The sequence below is a fragment of the Clostridium sp. CTA-6 genome (assembly GCF_054768115.1).
In genome coordinates, this window is sequence record NZ_BAAAAU010000018.1 from 1 (window position 1) to 22,325 (window position 22,325).

Annotated in this window: 15 protein-coding genes and 1 pseudogene; 13 read left to right on the plus strand and 3 right to left on the minus strand. The window is 26.4% G+C overall.

The genetic code is table 11. The annotated features are described in order from the left end of the window. Positions 1-300: pseudogene (locus ACYUDJ_RS20605) on the minus strand (hypothetical protein); the annotation flags it as partial. Positions 301-438: 138 nt separating this feature from the next. Continuing rightward, positions 439-1,515, minus strand: coding sequence for a tetratricopeptide repeat-containing glycosyltransferase family 2 protein (locus ACYUDJ_RS20610; RefSeq protein ID WP_434298062.1), 1,077 nt, complete (start codon positions 1,513-1,515; stop codon positions 439-441). Positions 1,516-1,879: 364 nt separating this feature from the next. On the opposite strand from ACYUDJ_RS20610, the gene ACYUDJ_RS20615 reads away from it, so the two are divergent. Next, positions 1,880-2,494 carry a hypothetical protein gene (locus ACYUDJ_RS20615; RefSeq protein WP_460290016.1) on the plus strand — a complete coding sequence of 205 codons (615 nt, stop codon included), beginning with the start codon at positions 1,880-1,882 and terminating at the stop codon, positions 2,492-2,494. 178 nt (positions 2,495-2,672) lie between these two features. Here the strand turns inward: ACYUDJ_RS20615 and ACYUDJ_RS20620 are convergent, their stop codons facing one another. Then, entirely contained in the window at positions 2,673-4,496 is a 1,824-nt protein-coding gene (locus tag ACYUDJ_RS20620) for a hypothetical protein (RefSeq protein ID WP_434298060.1), read from the minus strand. A 204-nt stretch (positions 4,497-4,700) separates the two neighbouring features. Here ACYUDJ_RS20620 and csxA point away from each other — a divergent pair, with 204 nt between their 5' ends. The 12 genes from csxA to dltB all read left to right on the plus strand — a co-directional run bounded on the left by csxA (position 4,701) and on the right by dltB (position 22,321). Further along, entirely contained in the window at positions 4,701-5,597 is an 897-nt protein-coding gene (csxA, locus tag ACYUDJ_RS20625) for an exosporium protein CsxA (RefSeq protein ID WP_460290017.1), read from the plus strand. A 559-nt stretch (positions 5,598-6,156) separates the two neighbouring features. Further along, positions 6,157-8,520 carry a DUF3656 domain-containing U32 family peptidase gene (locus ACYUDJ_RS20630; RefSeq protein WP_460290018.1) on the plus strand — a complete coding sequence of 788 codons (2,364 nt, stop codon included), beginning with the start codon at positions 6,157-6,159 and terminating at the stop codon, positions 8,518-8,520. Positions 8,521-8,653: 133 nt separating this feature from the next. Further along, positions 8,654-11,020, plus strand: a complete 2,367-nt coding sequence (locus tag ACYUDJ_RS20635; RefSeq protein ID WP_460290019.1) for an endonuclease MutS2 — start codon at positions 8,654-8,656, stop codon at positions 11,018-11,020. A gap of 188 nt (positions 11,021-11,208) precedes the next feature. After that, the gene (locus ACYUDJ_RS20640) at positions 11,209-11,667 is read left to right on the plus strand and encodes a 2-thiouracil desulfurase family protein (RefSeq protein ID WP_434298057.1); all 459 of its coding nucleotides are present in this window, start codon (positions 11,209-11,211) and stop codon (positions 11,665-11,667) included. Between the two features lie 392 nt (positions 11,668-12,059). After that, positions 12,060-13,892: an LTA synthase family protein gene (locus ACYUDJ_RS20645; RefSeq protein ID WP_460290020.1), complete on the plus strand. Its 1,833-nt coding sequence runs from the start codon at positions 12,060-12,062 to the stop codon at positions 13,890-13,892. Between the two features lie 2 nt (positions 13,893-13,894). After that, complete coding sequence (locus tag ACYUDJ_RS20650; protein ID WP_434298055.1) at positions 13,895-14,131, plus strand: hypothetical protein; 237 nt, start codon at positions 13,895-13,897, stop codon at positions 14,129-14,131. Positions 14,132-14,313: 182 nt separating this feature from the next. After that, positions 14,314-15,720: a glutamate decarboxylase gene (locus ACYUDJ_RS20655; protein ID WP_434298054.1), complete on the plus strand. Its 1,407-nt coding sequence runs from the start codon at positions 14,314-14,316 to the stop codon at positions 15,718-15,720. 246 nt (positions 15,721-15,966) lie between these two features. Next, positions 15,967-16,980 carry an alpha-hydroxy-acid oxidizing protein gene (locus ACYUDJ_RS20660; RefSeq protein ID WP_434298053.1) on the plus strand — a complete coding sequence of 338 codons (1,014 nt, stop codon included), beginning with the start codon at positions 15,967-15,969 and terminating at the stop codon, positions 16,978-16,980. 457 nt (positions 16,981-17,437) lie between these two features. Further along, entirely contained in the window at positions 17,438-18,340 is a 903-nt protein-coding gene (locus tag ACYUDJ_RS20665; RefSeq protein ID WP_207131691.1) for a phosphate butyryltransferase, read from the plus strand. 370 nt (positions 18,341-18,710) lie between these two features. After that, positions 18,711-19,544 carry a hypothetical protein gene (locus tag ACYUDJ_RS20670; RefSeq protein ID WP_434298051.1) on the plus strand — a complete coding sequence of 278 codons (834 nt, stop codon included), beginning with the start codon at positions 18,711-18,713 and terminating at the stop codon, positions 19,542-19,544. A 105-nt stretch (positions 19,545-19,649) separates the two neighbouring features. Further along, a complete protein-coding gene (dltA, locus tag ACYUDJ_RS20675) occupies positions 19,650-21,170 on the plus strand; it encodes a D-alanine--poly(phosphoribitol) ligase subunit DltA (protein ID WP_434298050.1) in 1,521 nt (506 codons plus the stop codon). Beyond that, on the plus strand, positions 21,170-22,321 hold the full coding sequence (gene dltB, locus ACYUDJ_RS20680; protein WP_030036671.1) for a D-alanyl-lipoteichoic acid biosynthesis protein DltB: 1,152 nt from the start codon (positions 21,170-21,172) through the stop codon (positions 22,319-22,321). Before dltA ends, dltB begins: the two co-directional genes overlap by 1 nt. The last annotated feature ends 4 nt before the right edge of the window (positions 22,322-22,325 follow it).

Sequence of the window (22,325 nt, forward strand, 5' to 3'; positions counted from 1 at the left end):
ACCTATAGGACCAGTAGGGCCAGTAATACCTATAGGACCAGTAGGGCCAGTAATACCTATAGGACCAGTAGGGCCAGTAATACCTATAGGGCCAGTAGGACCAGTAATACCTATAGGGCCAGTAGGACCAGTAATACCAGTAGGACCAGTAATACCTATAGGACCAGTGATACCTCTAGGACCAGTAGGACCGGTGATACCTCTAGGACCAGTAGGTCCAGTTACACCTCTAGGACAGCAGCAGTTACATCTACCACAACATGGTACGCATATCTTACATCTATTACTCAAACAAATCACCCTCTACTTAAATAATATTATTATATTTTTGCTAATAAAGTTTAAAATATTAGCATTACTATATAATATGATGATTTTTTTTATTTGACATAAAATATAATATAAAGTGAAATTTAAGCTAGATTTTTAAGCACAATTTTACTCGAATCCAATACTTTTAAAGAATTCTTTATTATTAAGCAAAGTTTTGTTATTAGGGGAATAGGATAGTGCTATTTCATTGTGTTTATAAGATAGTTCTTTGTTTCCTTGTTTATAGTAGCAAACACAAAGTTGAACATGGGGAAGCCAGGTCCAACAGTCATCACTAAAAAATCCCCAACTATTTTTAGGGCGTTCTAAATTGGTAGCTAATTCATACCAAAATATTGCATTAGACAAATTATTTTCATTTAAAAAATAACGACCTAATCTACAACAGAATTCAGCTCTTGGTTTATCATAATTAAAAGAATAATAACAGTATTTTTTAGCATTAAAAGAATCTTTTATATAATTATAGTAATCTGCTAGTTTTCCGCAGGCATTTATTTTATCTTCGTACCAGCCAGAGTCCATCTCTAATAATTTTTTATATTGTTCTATAGCTTCTTCGTATAATTTATGATCATATAATTCATTACCATAGTAGAATACATCTCTTGGAGAAAACTCATAATTTTCTTCTATCATCTTTTTATATATATTTAAATTTCTGTCAGAATCACGAGGTTTTACCTTATCATGAACTATAGCTATATCACTATCAAATATATTTCCATAAACTTGTAAATAATTATGAACTCTTCCATACCATTTAAAATTTTTTTCACGTTTAACAAGTCTGTTTCTCCTATAACTTAAAGCTGGTATGCCGTCTTTATCAAGATTCATATTATAAAACATAGTGACAGAATCAATGGATTTATCTAAACTAGATTTTAATTTTTTTAATTTTTTTTGGTCTTCTTCCAAGATTATATCGTCAGCATCTAAGTAAAATATATATTCTTTGGTAGCCTTGCTAAATGAAAAATTTCTTGCTGATGCAAAGTCTTGTATCCATTCAAAATCATAAATTTTATCTGTAAACTTTTTAGCAATTTCTTTAGTTTTGTCCGTAGAACCTGTATCAACTATTATAATTTCATCAACAAAATCTTTAGCACAGTTTAAGCATCTTTCTAGTGTAATTTCTTCATTTTTTACAATCATACATAAACTTATAGTTATCATTAAATCACCTCATACAAATTTACTATTTATTTTTATATACTATTTAATTATCATCTCTCAGTATATAAGTAGAGTTAGATATAAAATTACAATTAATAAAAAGTTTATTTATTTTACTATTATTTTGGTATATAGCATAAGTTTCCATATTTAAGACAAATTATTTTTTATAAATTTTCTTAATATATAGGTTATAATGATTTAGGCATAATATATGGTATGCAAATTTATGAAAATATGAGTATAGATATTATAATATTTATTTATATAATAGATAACATTAATTAAATATAAATCATATAATGTATTGACAACAAATAATATGTATTGCTATATTCAAGTATCTGAAAGGATGTTGAGATTTATGCTATGTGATAAAGATAAAAAGAAATTACAACAAAAATTAGAAGATCTACATTGTAATCAATGTGATATAATTTTATGTGGAGGCTGTTGCTGTGATTGTGGTTTTGATAGTTGTTGTGATGTTGCTACTAGTAAATGTGATTGCTGTGTAGATCCAATGGAAAATTTATTAAATCAATTAAGAAGTATTTTAGCACCTAACGCTACAATTCAAGTAACACTTGATACAGGAGCAACTCAGTCTTTTCAAGTAAATCAAATAGTATCAATAGAAGATAGTATAATTAATATACAGAATACTAGTTTTATTTCAATTTGTAATATTTCAAGAGTTAGGTGGAGAGATATAAGTACAATAAATCAAATTAATCTATTGCCACCAGTATGTACTTGCGAAGAATGTGATTGCTGTGAAAGACCATTAAGAGAAAATCTAAGTAAGTTTATAAATGCCAATGTATCATTACAGTTTAAAGGGCAGCAAGATCCTGATGCTTTCCAAAGTTTGACAATAAGAAAGATTGGACTTGGAATAGTAATAGGACAAAATACAGCTGATGGTGCTCCAGACGCATATTCAATTTGTAAAGTTACACGTTTTAATGCTATATAAGTTTTAAAAGTTATTTAAAATAAGGTTTAGACTTGTTTCAAATAAAATTATATAGAAAAGCCTAGTTAATAATTAAACTCCTTGTATTTAATAGAATGCAAGGAGTTTTTTTGAAAGTTTAAATATTTAAAATTAATTTTTTATTATAGTCTATTCTTATAAAAGTCAATAATTATTTCTAAGATTTACCAAAAATTTTTTCTATGAAGTTTTTATTTTTGGAATTTTCTAGTTGCTGTTTTATGAGTGAGTTTTCGGATTTTAATTCGTTTAAGGTTACTTCTAATTCTTGTGAATAATTTGTTATATATTTAAAACTTTTTTCTTTTTCTTCAAGTTGGTTTTTTATAGTAGAAACTTCTATATCATATTTATTTTTTAAATTTGAGAGGATATTGTTTCTAGATTTTTCTAATTTTTCTTTTGCACTATCATTTTCTAATTTTAATTCTTTAATATTTTTTTCTAAGTTTTTATTTTTATCAAGTAAAGATTTAAGTTCATTTTCCTTATCTTCAAGTTGCTTTTTTATATTTTTAATTTCAATAAGATATTTACTCTCAAGATTTTTTATTGCTGTTATATTTTGATTTTGTAATTTTTCAATTATGTTATTTAAATTTTCATTTAAGGAATTACTTTCTTCTATTTTTTTATTAACTTTTAGTTTAAGGTTTTCATTTTCATCTGTTTTCTCTTTAAGTTTTATTTTTAGAAGTTCATTTTTTCCACATTCTTTATTTAGCTTTTCTTTAAAGTCTTCCATTTGAATGTTTAATTTATTAGTAGTTTCCAATATAGATTTATATTTGCTTTCAACATTAGATTTTTGGATAGAAATTTTATTTAGATTTTCAATAAGATTATTAGCATGTAGATTTTTTTCCTTTAATTTTTCTGTTAATGATATTGTTTTATTCATTAAATCATAGTTTACAGTATTTTTTTTAGATATTTCTTGGAGCAATTTTCTTATGGTACTTTCTGCATCATATGTTTCATTGTTTTTATTAGTATATGTTTTAGTGACTTTAGGCAAAAATATATTAATATTATCGGATATAGAAGCAAATATGTTTTTACTTTCTATAGATTTATCTAAAGGACTTTCTTCATATATATATTTATACATATCTATATTGTCAAAGGATTCAGTATCAATTTTGTAAGAGTTAGACCATTTAATACCATTAAAAGAAGAATACATTAATTTACTATGTTCTGACCATACACAATATAATATATCATTGAATATAATTAATGTAGATTCATATATAGGATTATTTGTTTTATAAATAGGAAAATTATTAATGTTATCTTTGATATCTATTGTTACATGTTCTAGCATATATATCCCATTTTCTTCGGATAAATTTAAAATATTAAATTCTCTATCTTGCTTTAAAGTAGAAAAATTGATATTATTGCCATCTAACCTATATAGCTTTTTGGGACTGCTCCAACCATCATTATTTAAAAATTTACATAAATTAACAACGTGAGAGTTCTTTTCTTTAGTTATGTAGAACATATTAATAGTATTATTTAATGTTTCTAAATGATAATGTTTTTCTATACCATCAATGGTGTTTATAGGACCTATTATATTAGTTTTAAATTTGTTTCTATTCCATACGTAGTGTAGAATGTTTCCACTAGAATCATATTTATTTTCATAGAACATAAAAAATATATGAAGTTTATTTCCTTTAGAAAATAAGTTTACTTCATCTATATTATTATTATGAGATTTTAATTTATAAAGAGTCTGGATAGACCATTTTTTATTGAATTTACAGTACTTGATAAATCCATCAAAAGTTATACATACTACTTCTATTATTCCTAAATAGGTTACATTTATATTAAATTTTAAAACATTTTCTAGTATTTTTATTTCTTCAGAAAATTTATTACACATTAAAGTATTATCTTTATTAATATAAAATTCACACATATTACCATATATGTTTTTAAAAATATATGATTTATTGGAGTTCATAATATTCACCTACCTTTATAAAATTATATTAATAACAAGATACTTATATTCTTTTTAATTAAAAATATTAGTAAAAATCTATTTAATTTATATAAAAATTATATAATTAAAATATATTTTTACTAATCACACTTATTTTTTTATATGCATACTATATATTGAGATAAAACAATGTTTCTTCTATATGAAAAGGAGGATATATATATGGCTATTAATTCAAAAGATTTTATTCCACGTCCAGGTTTTGTAAATAAGCAAGGTTGTTTACCAGATCCAGTGGAAATAACTTGTATTCAAGTACCTAAAGTTTTTGATCAATGTTTAATAAAAGAATGTTTAAAACCTACAGATGATTGCGAACAGTTATGTAAACAGATACCAAATATTACAGACCCAGCACAAGTTAGATGCGTGGGTTGTTGTAAAGACTTAAAAGTAAGGGTTAATTCTGTTACTAAATGCCCTGTTTCAAATGGTAAACCCGGACACAAGAAGGTAACTATTAATTTTACAGTTACTTTTGATGTAGATGTAGATGTAGAAATAAATGGAGTTACACGCACAGAAACATTAAATTTTTCAGTAAATAGAACTATAACCGCTTCTAACCTGTATTGTCCAGATGCTATAGCTAAAACTATAATAGGTAAAGAATGTACATCAGCAGAGGAAATTGATCAACAGTTTATAAAACTAGAAGTAGTAGGGGAGTGCTTAAGCACAGACATCTCAAAGATAGATTGTGATAATGATTGTTGCAGTTGCAGTTGTACTTGTGAAGATAATGGAGATAAGAAAGTATTCTTATGTATCACACTAGGATTATTTATAATAATCAAATGTGAAATAGTAGTTCAATTAATGGTTCCAGCTTATGGCTATTGTCCAGTGCCAGAAGAATGCAAGTGTTCACATGATCCATGTAAAGAATTTATGGAAAGAGAACTTCCAACACTTTATCCACCACAGGAAATGGATAATTTATTTGATGATTATGATGAGAGACAGGATGAGAGACACATTCACGATAGGCAACACATTGAAGAAGAAGAAGAAGAAAGAGGCAATTTAGTAACTAGTAGTATAATAAATGGTAATTAATCTATAAGCTAAAAGTAATATAAGAATTATTTTAAAGTATTTATCATATTAGTTTATTTGTATATTATGATACCAATACATTAAGAATAATAGTAAGATAATTTGCAAATTAATATGATAGCTATAAGAAGGAAAATAGTAAAGATGTATGTTTTTTATGAAGAGGAATATTAGATGAAAAATTTTTAAAAGCTAAATTTTCGACTAAACCTTGAACTCTATAGGAAAATTATACTAGGTATGGGTTACCATTATTAAAAGAGGAAACATGTGTAGGAAAGATATATATGTTAATAAAGGTGGTACTTGGCATATTAAGACTTCGGTCCCTGTATAGGGATGCGAAGTCTTTCTATATATTATTAATACCATATATTTACTAAAATATTTTATTCTATTTTTAAACTTATTTTCTAAATAATCTAATAATGATCAAATTTAATAAAACTTATATAAAAATGTATTCTAATGCACATAGATAAATAATAGTGGATATAACATTTTAAATATGTTTAATCTATTGTATAATAAACCTTAGAATATTTTAGGAGAGATGAATATGAGAAGAATAGAATTACTGGCCCCTGCAGGAAGCATGGAAAGTTTATATGCAGCAGTGCAAGCAGGGGCAGATGCAGTATACATGGGTGGAAGTAAATTTTCTGCTAGGGCCTATGCTAATAACTTTGATGATGAGCAATTAAAAGATGCTATAAACTATTGCCATTTATATGGTGTTAAAGTATATATTACAGTTAATACATTAATAAAAGAAGAAGAAATAAAAGAAGCAATAAAGTATATAGGATTTTTATATTCCATAGGGGTAGACGCTTTAATAATACAGGATACCGGAATAGCAAAATTAATAAAAGAAAAACTACCAGATTTTGAAATTCATGCATCTACCCAAATGACTGTACATAATGGAGACGGAGCTATATTTTTAAAAGAATTAGGTTTTAAAAGAATAGTTTTATCACGAGAACTTTCATTAAAAGAAATAGAATATATTTCAAAGGACTTAGATGTAGAAACGGAGATATTTATACACGGAGCTCTTTGTATTTGTTATTCAGGGCAATGTTTGATGAGTAGTATATTAGGGGGAAGAAGTGGGAATAGAGGAAGATGTGCTCAACCCTGTAGGCTCCCATATACATTGATAAATGAAAAGGATAATAAGGAAACGAAGGGGTATTTATTAAGTCCTAAGGATATATGTAATATAGAAAACATGGAAGATTTAATAAAGGCTGGTGCTACATCTTTTAAGATAGAGGGAAGAATGAAAAGACCAGAATATGTAGCCGGGGTAATTAGAAGCTATAGAAAAGCTATAGATGCAGTTATAAATAAAGAAAATTTTGAAGAAAAAAATAAAAAAGAGTTAATGCAATTATTTAATAGAGAAGGTTTTTCAAAGGCATACATTTACGGAAACAAGGGCAAAGATATGATGGCATATTCTTTTCCTAAAAATACAGGATTATCTTTAGGAAAAGTAAATAAGGATAAAAGTATAAAATTAGAAGAAAATTTAAAAATAAAAGATGGTATAAGAAATGGCGATAAAGGCTTTATAGTATCTAGTATAATTAAAGACAATAAGGAAGTAGAAAAAGCCTACAAAGGAGATTTAGTAAAAATAAAACCTTTAAATTATAAATTTAAAGATGAATTATATAAAACCTCAGATATAGAACTTTTACAATCCTTAGGTAAAATATATGAAGATAAATTTAATAGAAAAATTTATCTAGAAGCTAATTTAGATTTTAAAGTAGGAGAAAAAATAAAATTAAGCTGTATATACAATGGAAAAGAGTATTCCGTAGAAGGGAAAGAAATAGAAAAGGCACTAAAAAAACCTTTATCTATGGAAAAAATAGAAGAAAATTTAATGAAAAGTGGGGAAACCCCTTTTAAGATAAATGAAATTAAATTTAATTCCTATGAAGAAGGATTTTTACCTGTTTCAGAAATAAATAATTGCCGTAGAATGCTTATAAATTCTATAGAAGGAAATATAATACAAAACAATCCACATTGTGGAAAAATAAAAGAGTTTAGTGTGGATAATATATACAGTAGCATAAATGTAATACAAGAAAACAATTTACCAAAGTATATATTTTCAGTATATACCTATGAACAGTTAAAAGCTGTAGTGGATAATGGTTTTAAAAATATAATAGTAGATTTATTTACAAGGGATCCATTAAATTTACATAAAATAAAAGAATTATATCTAGATTTAAACATATATTTAAAAGCTCCTAATATTATAAAAAGTGAATTTGATTACGTAGAAGAGATAATAGAAGAGAATCTACACAACATAAAAGGTATAGTAACAGCTAATTTAGGAATAGTAAATAAATTTAACAATAGAACAGAAATAATAGGAGATTATAAATTAAATATATTTAATAGTTTCGCAGGGGATTTTTATAAGGAATTTATTAAAGGAAGTTGTTTAAGTATAGAGCTTAATAAAAAAGAAATAAAATCTATAGTTAAACATATGGATTTAGGCAGCCAAATTCTTATATATGGTAAAATAGAAAATATGGTTAGTGAATACTGCCCTATAGGCAGTACTTTTGGGGGTAAAAATAGTTCTTCTAGCTGTAATAAAGCTTGTGAAAAAGGAAGTTATATATTAAAAGATAGAATCAGTGCTAAATTCCCAGTTAAGACAGATGTATTCTGTAGAAGTCATATATATAATAATTCAGATATTAATTTAATAGGGAACTTAGAGGAAATAAAAACACTGGGAATTAATAGTTTTAGATTAGATTTTTTAAATGAGAATTATGAAGAAATGGAATATATATTAAAAGCTCTTAAAGAAGAAAAATGGAAGGGAGATTTTAAAAATTATACAAGAGGCCATTATAAAAGAGGGGTAGAATAACTTAATGAGATTATTTATATAATAAATCAGATATGGGTATATAGAAGTTATAACTAAGTTGATAATAGATGTTATTAAAAGACAATAGAAAAAGTAACAAAAACCTAGGAAAGTTAAAAGGAGTGTTAAAGAAGTGAAGGATAAATCTATTAAGGTTTTAGAATTTAATAAGATACAGGAAATTTTAAAAAATTATACCTGTACAAAAGCTGCAAAAGATATAATAGAAGATTTAAAACCTTATGATAGTGTATATGAAGTAAGAGAGCACTTAGAAGAAACAAAGGAAGCCTTTAAATTATTGGTTACAAAGGGCACACCACCCTTTGAAGGCGTATACGATATAAGAAGTGGAATTTCTTTAGCAGAAAAGGGATCTACATTATTGCCAGGGCAACTTTTAAAAATAGCTGCAGTTTTAAGATGTGCAAGAAGATTTAAAGAATATATAAATCATAAGGAGGAAGAGGAAAACTATAGGGCCTTAGAGGATATATGTGAGGGGATTTTTTCCCTACCTAAAATAGAAGAAGAAATATTTAATGCTATAGAAGGAGAAGATGAAATAGCAGATAGAGCAAGTTCTACTCTTTATAATATAAGAAGATCTTTAAAAGAAAAAAATTATTCTGTAAGAGATAAAATTAACTCTTTAGTTAGAAGCTATTCCTCCTATCTTCAAGAAAATATATATACAGTTAGAGGCGATAGATATGTTTTGCCAGTAAAGGCAGAACACAAGGGTGCAGTACCGGGACTTGTACATGACCAAAGCTCTACAGGGGCTACCCTTTTTATAGAACCAATGAGTTTAGTTAATTTAAATAATGAAATAAAAGAACTTATGTTAAAAGAAAAGGCAGAAATAGAAAGAATATTAAGCGTTATATCAGCTAAAATAAATGCTAATATAACAGGGGTAAAGACCGATGCTAACATAGTATGGGAATTAGATTTTATATTTGCTAAGGCTAAATTTGCTAGTGAATATAATTGTACTTGTCCAACTATTAATGATGAGGGGATTGTTGATATTATAGAGGGAAGACATCCTCTTATAGATAGAAGAGAAGTAGTTCCTATAAGTGTTAAGTTAGGAGAAGAGTTTACATCTCTAATGATAACAGGACCTAATACAGGAGGTAAAACTGTAACTTTAAAAACAGTGGGATTAATACATTTAATGGCTATGAGTGGTCTTATGATTCCGGCTAGAGAAAACTCTGTAATAAGTTATTTTAACAATGTTTTTGCAGATATAGGAGATGAGCAAAGTATAGAACAGAGCTTATCAACTTTTTCATCTCATATGAAAAATATAGTAGAGATTATGGATAAAGCAGATAAAAATTCTTTAGTTCTATTTGATGAATTAGGAGCAGGAACAGACCCAACAGAAGGGGCGGCTTTAGCTATTTCTATATTGGAAAATTTAAGGAAAAGGGGATCTAAGATAATTGCTACAACTCATTATAGTGAACTAAAAGCCTATGCCTTAAGAAAAGAAGGGGTAGAAAATGCCTCTGTTGAGTTTGATGTGGAAACTTTAAGACCTACTTATAGATTATTAATAGGAATACCAGGTAAATCAAATGCCTTTGAAATATCTAAAAGATTAGGATTACCAGATTATATTATAGATTTTGCTAGAGAAAATATATCTAATGAGAATATAAAATTTGAGGAATTAATTCAAAATTTACAAGAAAAAAGTATAAAAGCCCAAGAGGATGCAAGACTTGCAGAAAATCTTAAATTGGAAAGAGATAAAGAAAAGAAAAAATATGAAGAAAAATTAGAAGGACTCCAAAAAGTTAGAGATAATGCTTTTATAGATGCAAGAAGAGAAGCTAAAAATATAATAAAAGAAGCAAAAGAAGAGGCAGATAAAATATTAAAAGACATAAGACAACTAGAAAGAATGGGTTATTCTTCAGATGCAAGACGTAAATTAGAAGAGGAAAGAAAAAAATTAAAAGATAAATTGGATTCTATTGAAGAAAAGGAAATTAAAACAGTTCATAAAGGAGAAGCTTTAAAGAATGTAAAAGAAGGAGACGAAGTTCTTTTAGTTTCAATAAACCAAAAGGTAATAGTTCTATCCAAACCAGACAATAAAGGGGATGTATTAGTTCAAGCTGGAATTATGAAAATAACAGCTAATATTAAAGATTTAAGGGCTGCTAAGGGAAGTAATTCTAATAGCAATTCATCAAAAATAAAAAAATCTAAAAAACTTAATTTAAATTTAAGCAGAGTGGAGTCTTCTGTGGATCTTAGAGGAATGGATGCAGAAGAAGCCATATACACTGTAGATAAATACTTAGATGAGGCTTATTTAGGTGGCTTAGGGGAAGTTACCATAGTACATGGTAAAGGTACAGGAGTTTTAAGAAAAACAATTATGGATATGCTAAAAGGTCATCCTCATGTTAAGAGACATAGACTAGGCGAATATGGTGAAGGTGGTACTGGTGTTACAGTGGTAGAGTTAAAATAAATTTTAAATTAGATAGCTTAGGTTTAGATAAACTTTTTTACTAAAATCTAAGCTATCAATTTGTTCTTATTTTAGAGGGTTTCAAAATTTAGAATTAAAGAACGTATTTTTTAGATTTAGTTTAAAAAATAAAAAAATAGTATATTTAGTGTATATATTCACTAGATACAAGGGGAAGAAGGAATTTTATGATATTAATAAGTGCTTGTCTCTGTGGAGTTAACTGTAAGTATAATGGCGGAAATAATTTAAATGAAAAAGCATTAAAACTTTTTAGAGAAGGAAAGGCTGTCTTAGTTTGTCCAGAACAACTAGGTGGACAACAAACACCAAGGGCAGCTCATGAAATAAATAATGCTACGGGAGCAGATGTATTAGATGGAAAAGCTAATATCATAGGACCAGAGGGTGATGATGCGACAAAAGAATTTTTAAAGGGAGCCTATGAAACTTTAAAGATAGCAAAGGAATGTGATGCCAAAATAGCTATATTAAAATCTAGGAGTCCATCCTGCGGGTTTGGAAAAATATATGATGGTACTTTTTCGGGTAACAAAAAAGATGGGAATGGTGTAACAGCAGAACTATTAACTAGAAATGGAATAAAGGTTTATACAGAGGAAGATGAATTTATGTCTAAATTTTAATTAATAATTTGCGGATGTAGATAAATTTGTTTTTATACAAATAAATCTACATCCTTAATTTATTTTAATTTTGAACTGAAATTAGAAGGAAGTAATATATAATTATGCAAGCAATTTAACAAATCTAAGGTGTAAAATAGGTACAAGCTATTTATTAATAAAGACAGTTAAGGAAATTTAGTATAAATCAGATAGTTAAAATTAAGTGTTTTTTAAGATTTCCTTTATGATTGATTATAAATTTATGTTTATAATTTAATTAACATGTAAGGAAAGGAGGGGAAAATATGATATCGAAGCTAAAAATTTGAACAAATTAGATAAATTCTACAAAATTTTAATTTTAGCAAATATTACAGCGATAATGTATTTGGATTGAGGAGATTTGATTTATGGAAAAGATATTTTGTTCTTTGTATAAAAATATAAAAGAACTATTAGAAAATAAATTTTTTTTAACAGTAGTAATAGGTACTTTTGTAGAGTATGTTTTATTTTTATTAATTTTATCAGATGGTAATGCAGTAAGTATAGATTTTAGAAGTGCTTTCTTAGGCATACCTCCTATATTAATATATATAGCTTTTATTTTGATTCCCTATTCTTTTGCTTTTTTATTTAATGGTAGAGGTCAGAAAGTATTTCTTATAATAATAAATATAATGATTTCTGTGCTTTTAATATTTGATTTATGGTATTACAGAAGTTATAGTTCATTTTTAAATTGCTACATGTTTGATATGGTAGATAACTTAGAGGGCTTATCATCTAGTATATTAGCTATGTTTAGAACAATAGATTTGATATTTATTGTAAATCCATTAATATTGGTAATAATGTTTGTTAGAGATTTTTACAATAATAATGATAAATGGAGTTTGAGAAAGTTTGCACTATTGCTCATAGTACCTATGCTATACATAGGATATGCTCATATTAAAGTAGACAAACTTGGGAGAGGCTATGTTTGTCAAACCTTATTTAAAAGAACTTGGTCCCAAAATCAAGAAATCTATAATTTATCACCATTAGGATATCATCTATTTGATTTCTACAAATATAGAGAGGATAAACAAGTTTATAATTTATCAGATGAAGAAAAGAATGAAATAAAAACTTACTTTAATTCAAAGGAAAAAGAGCTTACTAAAAATAATTATAGTGGTATTTTTAAAGGGAAAAATTTAATTGTTATACAAGTGGAATCTTTAGAAAATTTTATTATAAATGAGAAGGTAAATGGGCAAGAAATAACTCCGAACCTAAATAAGTTACTTAACAATTCAATATATTTTTCTAATTATCATGAACAAACATTCAGTGGAACAACCTCTGATGGGGTTTTCGTTTCAAACAATTCTATGTTTCCACCAATAGCAGGTACTAGTAGCTTTACTTATCCATACAACGATTATAATTCATTACCTAAGCTTTTAAAAGAGCAAAAATACAGTACTTATTCTATGCATGGAGAAAAAGGAAATTATTGGAATTGGATGGTATCTGAGAGGCATATGGGATTTGATACCTGCGTAGATATATCAAAATTTAATAAAGATGAAATATTAGGTTTATGTTTAAGTGATGAAAGCTTCTTATCACAATCAGTAAAAAAGATAGAAAATCAAAAAGAACCATATTATACATTTATGATAACTGCAAGTAGTCATAGTCCTTTTAATATTCCTAAGGATAAGGTGAAAATTAATATTCCCAAAGAATTAAAGGGTACAAAGACAGGTGCCTTTATAGAAGCAGCACATTATACAGATGAAATGATAGGAAGGTTTATAAAAGAACTTGATAAAAAAGGAATGATGAAAAACACTGTTATAGCTATTTATGGAGATCATGAAGGACTTCATAAGTTTTTTAACGAAGAAACACAAAATCTTAAAGGAATACCAGAAAGATGGAGAAATAATGATAGGAGAGTTCCTTTAATAATTTACTCAAAAGATATAAAAGGGGAAGAAATCAAAACAAATGGAGGACAGGTAGATTTTCTTCCAACTATAAGTTATCTTATGGGGATAGATGAGAATAAATACATAAACACTGCTTTAGGCAGAAATCTTTTGAATACTAATTTAGACTATACAGTTTTAACGGATAAAACTTATAGAGGTAAAGAAATTTCAAATGAAGAAAAGAAAAATTATATTGATGTAATAAGAATTTCAAACAATATGATAAAAGCTAATTATTTTAAAGGGAGGTTTTAGGGATGATATGGATACTACTTTTGGTGTATCTTATGATACCAATTTTATCTGTAGAGGGAATAGTAGGCTGGTGTATTGGTGGAATAGGTGCATATAAAACTATAAAATTATATAAAAATAATATAGAAGAAAAAAATAAAAAAGCAATAAAACTTTTAATAATTTGTTGTATTACTGCTTTGCTATATAATTTAATAGTTTACTATATAACACAAATTGTTGTATCAAAATTCTTATAAAATTAAACTAGGTGTAAATATTATAAGAAAGAATATTTACACCTAGTTTTTTATTATGAATGGTATAAAATAGTGATTATTCATAAATTGTTAAATATAATTGGATTACTAAGTACTTGTTTGCATATAAGGTTAAAAAATATCATAAATTAATATAGGAATATTTTGAAAAGGAGATTGCAATGCTTGTTAATTCAATATGCACAAGTAATTTAGATATTAATAAATGTTGTAGAGAAGGTATATTTACTCCAAGTTTTCCTCCAATAGGAAATATAAATGATAAAAAAATAAGTGCAGAAGAGGCTTATCAAATCATAAATTCTGAGGAATATTATGATTCAAATCCACAATTAAATTTAGCAACATTTGTAACTACATGGATGGAACCAACAGGAACAAAAGTATTTAAAGATTATTTAGATATCAATTATATAGATAAGCTCATATATCCAGAAACTAATGAGTTAGAAAAAAGATGTGTTTCTATATTAGCTAATTTATATAATGCAGGTAGGTGTGATAAACCCACAGGTACTAGTACGATAGGTTCTACAGAAGCTGCTTTATTGGCGGGGTTGAATTACAAATTTAAATGGAAAAAGTGGTGGGATGGACGAGATATTGGGGAACCTGAAATCATATTTGGTAGTAATGTTCAAGTGTGTTGGGAGAAATTCGCCAAGTATTTTGAAGTTAAACCTATAATAATACCTGTGGGTTTAGACAACAGAATAAATTTTGTTGAAGTAGCAAGGAAAATTAGTGACAGAACTATATGTGTAGTAGGAATTTTAGGAGATACATTTACAGGAAATTATGATAATATTAAGGCGTTAAATGATATAGTAGATAACTATAACAGTAATCATGAATGGAAAGTACCTATTCATGTTGATGCTGCAAGTGGTGGTTTTGTAGCTCCATTTTGTGATAAACAAAAAAAGATACCTTGGGATTTTAGACTTAAATGGGTTAAATCAATAAATATTTCCGGTCATAAGTATGGGATGGTATATGCAGGTTTAGGTTGGGCTATTTGGAGAAATAGAGAAGATATAGATGAAGAGTTGGTATTTAAGGTTAATTATCTTGGAGGGGAACAAGATGATTTTTCCTTGAATTTTTCTAAAAATGCTAGCAATATAGTAGCCCAATACTATAATTTAACCAGATTGGGAAGACAAGGATACGGGGAAATTATAAAATATCTTTTTGATATTCAGCATTATCTTATGGAGAAATTTTATACTTTAAAAGTATTAGGAAATAAAATTTTTGAAGTTGTGCAAAATTCACCAGGTATACCTATTGTTATACTAAAGCTTACACAAGAAGCAAAAGATATGGGTTTAGATTTAGCTAAGCTAGCTTATAAAATAAAAATTTATGGATGGAGTATACCTGCATATCCTTTACCAGTACCGTTTGAAGATGAAATAGTAATAAGAATAGTGTTAAAGGTAGGTTTTAATTATGCTATGGCAGAACAATTATATGAAGATGTTATTAAAACTATAGAATCACTTTTAGAATTAGGGCATTGTGATTGTATTAAATTAGGGAAAGGTTCTTCAGGTATGTGTTAATGTAAAAAATATCTGCATACATTTTGAAATGTATGCAGATATTTTTTAGTGGTAATAAAGCTTTTTATAATATTCATAGTAAAAATTCTGAACATTAACAGAGAATCTCTAATTACAAAGCAAGATGTTACACAGTTTTTATTGTATTCCAAGAAAAATCTGTATTTTAAATTTTATATATTATATAATAAATTTGTTAGTTAAATAATTTTAAGTTATCAGTGTTTTAAGAAGGGGGATAATAAAATGAATTATAAAGATGTATTAAAAAATGCTCGTGAGAATTTAAATGGAAGTTGTAGAGTGTGCAAAGTATGTAATGGAAAATCCTGTAGTGGTGAAGTGCCTGGCATGGGCGGTAAAGGTACAGGAGATGCGTTTACTATAAATATAGATGCATTAGATTCATATAAATTAAATATGAGATTAATCCATAATGCAAAGAATCCAGATATAAGTGTAGAATTATTTGGAAAGAAAATGGACATGCCTGTTTTTGCAGCTCCAGTATCAGGAACTACTTTAAATATGGGTGGTAAGTTTACAGAAGAAGAATACATATCTTGGGTAATCGGTGGATGTAGAGATTCAGGCATATATCCAATGGTAGGAGATACTGCAGTAGATTCTTTCTTAATTACAAATTTAGATGAGTTAAAAAAATTTAATGGAGAAGGGATCGCAATAATAAAACCTTGGGAAAATGATAATATAATAAGCAAAATAAAATTAGCAGAAGAAGCAGGAGCTTATGCTGTTGGTATGGATATAGATGCAGCAGGACTTATAACTTTGGCTCTTCATGGGAAACCAGTGGGTCCTAAAACTGTAGAAGAAATAAAAGAAATAGTGAAAAGTACTAAATTACCTTTTATATTAAAAGGAATAATGACTGTTGAGGATGCTAAGTTAGCTGTAGAAGCAGGGGTAGATGCTATTGTAGTATCAAATCATGGTGGTAGAGTTTTAGATCAAACTCCAGGGGTAGCAGATGTATTACCTGAAATTGCAGAAGCGGTTAAAGGAAAAGTAACTATACTAGCAGATGGCGGTGTAAGAACTGGTGTAGATATATTAAAAATGATAGCTTTAGGAGCAGATGCAGTATTAATAGGAAGACCCTTTGTAACAGCTTCCTTTGGGGGAGAAAGAGAAGGGGTAAAAATCTATGTTGAAAATTTAAAAAGTGAATTAAAATCAGCTATGGTTTTAACAGGATGTAACAGTATAAAAGACATAGATGGAAAGATACTATATTAGATAGTTATGTTTTAAATAGATACATGTTATTACATTCTTATTATAATAAAAGATATTATATATTGAGATAGCTATGCATTAATTTATAAAGAATAGCTTTTATTATATAAATAAGTTTTTTAAGGTTTAGATGAAGAGTGGAACTTTTTATAGCAAAACTTCATCTGAACCTTAAAATTATTTTATAGATTATAAAATTTATATAATCAAAAAACTATTAAAAAATAGTTTTTTAATAGTAATAAAGTTTTATAGAATTGTTCTAATTTGAAACGTTCTTGAACTAATTATGCAAAAGGTATTAATAGTAAATTTTTAGGCTATAGAGTAATTTAAGAGTATATAAGGAATGAAGTAGTAGTCGTTTAGCAATCTAACTATTATATTGACTTTTTTTAAAAGAAGAACAATAATTATTGTAATGGATTACATAAGGATTGAAATGGAGGAGTTTATTATGGTAAAAAAACTTAAAGATCTTATAAATTTAGCTAAAGATAAAGAAAAGAAAATTTTATCAGTAGCAGTGGCTCAAGATAGAGAAGTGCTTATTTCTGTAATTGAAGCAGTAAAATTAGGAATTGTAGATGCAATTTTAGTAGGGGATATAGATAAAATAGAAGCTATAGCAAAGGAAGAAAGTCTAGATATAAACAATATAAAAATAATAGATGAAAAAAATAATAAAAAGGCTGCGGATAAGGCAGTGCAACTAATAACTATGGGGAAAGCAGATTTTATAATGAAAGGAATGCTTGGAACAGCAGAATTATTAAAGGCTGTATTAAATAAAGAAGCAAATTTAAGAAGAAAAAATTTATTATCTCATATAATGATATATGATGTGCCAACTTATCATAAATTATTATTTTTAACAGATGGTGGTATAGTACCTTATCCAGAACTTAATGAAAAAATAGCTATTGTAGAAAATGCAGTAGAAGTGGCACATTCTTTAGGAATACAAACCCCTAAAGTATCACCAATATGTGCAGTAGAAGTGGTAAATCCTAATATGCAATCTACAATAGATGCTGCAGCATTGACTCAGATGAATATAAGAGGGCAGTTAAAAGGTTGCATTATAGATGGACCATTAGCTCTGGATAATGCTATATCTAAAGAAGCAGCTGAACATAAAGGTATAAAGAGTAAAGTAGCAGGGGATGTGGATATACTTTTAGTTCCAAGTATGGAATCAGGAAATTTTCTTGCTAAATCTATGGGATATTTAGCTAAAGCAGAAAATGCAGGAATAGTTGTAGGAGCAAAATGTCCTATAGTTTTGGTATCTAGATCAGATACAGCAAAATCTAAACTATATTCTATAGCTTTAGGTGCATTATCCTGTAATAAATAAATTCGTATATTTTAACATTATTATAATGAATGTTGTTTAAAATTAAATTTATAATATATTATTAGTTTGTTGTGTTAATTTATTTTTTATGGATAGATTATTTATATTAAAAATACCTCAGTCTATTGAACTATGAGATTTAGTTTATAGTTTAACTAAATAACAATGTAATCTAGTATATATGAGAAAATTTAAAGTAAATAGATTATTATGCAATTTAATTTAAAGTTAGTAATGAATAAGCTCTTAGTTAATATATAAGAGCTTATTTATTTTTCATGAAGTGCTTTAATGCATAATTTATGATAAAATTTCAAAAATCTAATATAATTATAATAATGTTTAAATTAAAAATTATTGAGGTGTTAAAATGTTTAAATATTTTAAAGTGGATGAAGCTTTAAAAGAAAAGCTTAATTCATATACACATAAAGGAGAATATTTATTAGTTTCAGGTGGCATAAAATATAACGAAATAGAATATAGAGAAGTATTATTTAATAAGAAGAATTTATTAATTGAAGAAGTTAAAGGTATAGTTTATATAGATGAGAACAATAATATTGTACAAGATAATAATATACAAAAATCATTGGCTAGATTATCTTACTACTATGAAATATTTTTTTGTATAGATAAAAAAAATAATATATTTAAAGCATTAAGAAATGAAGAGGATTTATGTAAGGAAAATAAAGATATAGAATTATCTATCACAGCACTAGAATTTTTACAAAAGGAAAAAATACAGGATACAGAAAAATTTAAAAACATACTATTACAGTTATCAAGTTTAAGAAAAAAAACTAATGATTTATTAAAAGAAATGAAATCAATAATAGAAAGCATATCTAATGAAGAAGATACTATATCTGAAGAAAGTTTTAAAAAGGTATATCCAATTTATAAAGAAATATTAAAACTGAATTTTAAAAACATAAAATTAATATATTCAGGAATAGACTATTATGACTATATAAAAGAATGTGTAAATAAAAAAAGAAAGTCTTTTTCTATAAGATTTAACAAAAAATTATCAGAGCCCTTGTTTAAATTAGATTACCAAATAAATTATTTTAAAAAATTACTAAAAACTTATAACGAAATATTATGTATGAATGAAAGAGATTATTTAAAGTCTGTATACAATTCAGAAAAACATAATATAAATGAAAGATTATGTATTATAAGAGCAAAAAACTAGAATTTTATTCATAAAATATACTATTTAAACATTATGTTCTACTGTTGACATAAATAATATAAAAAAGTAAACTATTAATGGTAGTTTTAAAGGAGGATTTTTAGTATGGATTTTTTAGAAAAGATAGATAGCTACGCTGAAACGGATAGAATAGCTCAAATATATAAAGAAGATATATTAACTTATAAAGAGCTTAAAGAAAAATCAGATGCTTTAGCTTGTTATTTTATAGAAAAGTTAAAAAATAATAAGAAACCTATTATTATATATGGTCATAAAAATAAAGAAATTATTATTTCTTTTTTAGCTTGTGCTAAAGCAGGACATGCATATATACCAGTAGATACTACTTTCCCAGTAAAAAGAGTATATGATATTATAGAAAATTCTGATTGTAAAATTGTGTTGAATTTTAGTGAAGAAGTTATAAAATATGATGATATTGAAGTTATAAATTTAAATTCTATATATAATATTTTTCAAAATTTTAAAGAGGTAAAACTTGAAGTAGATAATAAGATTAAGGATGAAGATTTGTTTTATATATTATATACTTCTGGAAGTACAGGGAAACCTAAAGGTGTTAAGATAACAAAGAAATGTGTTCAGAATTTTGTAACATGGTTTGAAAATGAATGTAGAATAGAAGAGGAAGATGGAACATTTATGAATCAAGTATCCTATTCTTTTGATGTCTCTGTTATAAGTTTGTATATAGGTTTATCAAATGGAAAAACTCTATATGTAATAGACAAGCACATGATTAATAACTTTCAAGAACTTTTCCATAATTTTTCTAAATCAAAAATTGCACTTTGGATTTCAACTCCATCTTTTTTAGAAATGTGTATAGTAGATAATAAGTTTAATAAAGAGTTGTTACCATACTTAGAAAAGATAGTAGTTGCTGGAGAAGTATTAACTAAAAATTTAGCAAATAAAATATTTGAGAATTTCCCTAAAGTTAAACTTATAAATGGATATGGACCAACAGAAACTACTGTATTAGTAACTTCTACAGAAATTACTAAGGAACTTATAGATAAAGATGAAAGTATTCCAATAGGTTATTGTGGTAAAAATATAATTTTAAACATTAAAGATGAAAATGGGGAAAGTATAAGAGAAGATTGTAAAAAAGGGGAATTACATGTCGCTGGAGAAAGTGTAAGTACAGGATACCATAATAATGATGAAAATACTAAGGGATCTTTTTATAATGACTATATAGATGGAAACCTAGTAAGAGTATATAAAACTGGAGATTTAGTATATAAGAAAAATGGGTTATTATATTATTGTGGAAGAAAAGACTTTCAGATAAAATTGAATGGTTTTAGAATAGAGCTAGAAGATATCGAAAAAAATTTATTAAAAATTGATTTTGTAGAAAATGCGGTAGTGTTACCTGTTAAAAAAGAAAGAAAAATCGTTTATTTGGCTGCTTTTGTAAAATTAAATAAACAGTTTGAATTGAAAAATTTCCAAATTGCAATGAAAATAAAAGATGAGCTTAATAAATTAATTCCAAATTATATGGTTCCAAGAAAAATAAAAATAAAAGAAAATTTTCAGTTGAATGTTAATGGTAAGATTGACAGAAAATTATTGCTGGAGGAGTTATAATGATACCGTATAGTAACTTATTATTTTTTTATATAATGTTTGTATTGTTAATACCAGCTATTCTTTTAGGAATATATGAAAAACCTATAAAGAAATATGGATTGATTGTAAACATGTTTATGATATTCTTATTTGTAAGGTCAAATAAAATAGAATGGATTTGTTTAATAGCTTTTTATATCGGACAAGTTATATTAGTAAAAGCATATACTTATATTAGAAAAAAGACTGATAATGTATGGATAATGAGAATAATCTTGTTATTAAGTTTAATCCCATTAATATTGGTTAAATTTAATAGATTTATAACTGTTAGGACTATAGGATTTATAGGAATATCTTATGTAACATTTAGAACTATAGAAATATTGATAGAAACATATGATGGTTTAATTAAGGATATAAATTTATTGGAATATACTTATTTTATATTGTTTTTCCCAACTGTATCTAGTGGGCCTATTGATAGATTCAGAAGGTTTAAAGAAGATATACATAAAAAAATAACAAGAAAAGAATATGTAGAAGAATTTCTTAGTGTAGGTATAAGAAAAATATTCACAGGAGTATTATATAAATTTATAATAGCTGCCCTTATATCAAATCTTTGGATGGACAAGATTCCTAAAGTTCATAGCTTATATAATACTTTAAGTTACATGTATTGTTATAGCCTGTATTTATTTTTTGATTTTGCAGGATATAGTTTAATGGCTATAGGTACGGGATATATTCTAGGAGTTAAAGTACCAGAAAACTTCAATAAGCCTTTTATTAGCAAAGATATAAAAGAATTTTGGAATAGATGGCATATGTCATTATCTTTTTGGTTTAGAGATTTTATATATACTAGATTTGTAATGAATTCTATGAGAAAGAAGAGGTTTAAAAATAGATATACATCTTCTTATATAGGATATTTTATAACAATGTTAGTAATGGGAATATGGCATGGCATATATATACATTATTTAGTATATGGATTATATGAAGGCATTTTATTAGCAGGAACAGATTATTTTCAAAAAAATAGTAAGTTTTATAAAAAGAACAAAAAGAAAAAATGGTTTAAATATGTATCTGTATTTATAACTTTTAATTTAGTATGTTTTGGATTATTAATATTTTCAGGATATTTATATAATAAATAATTAA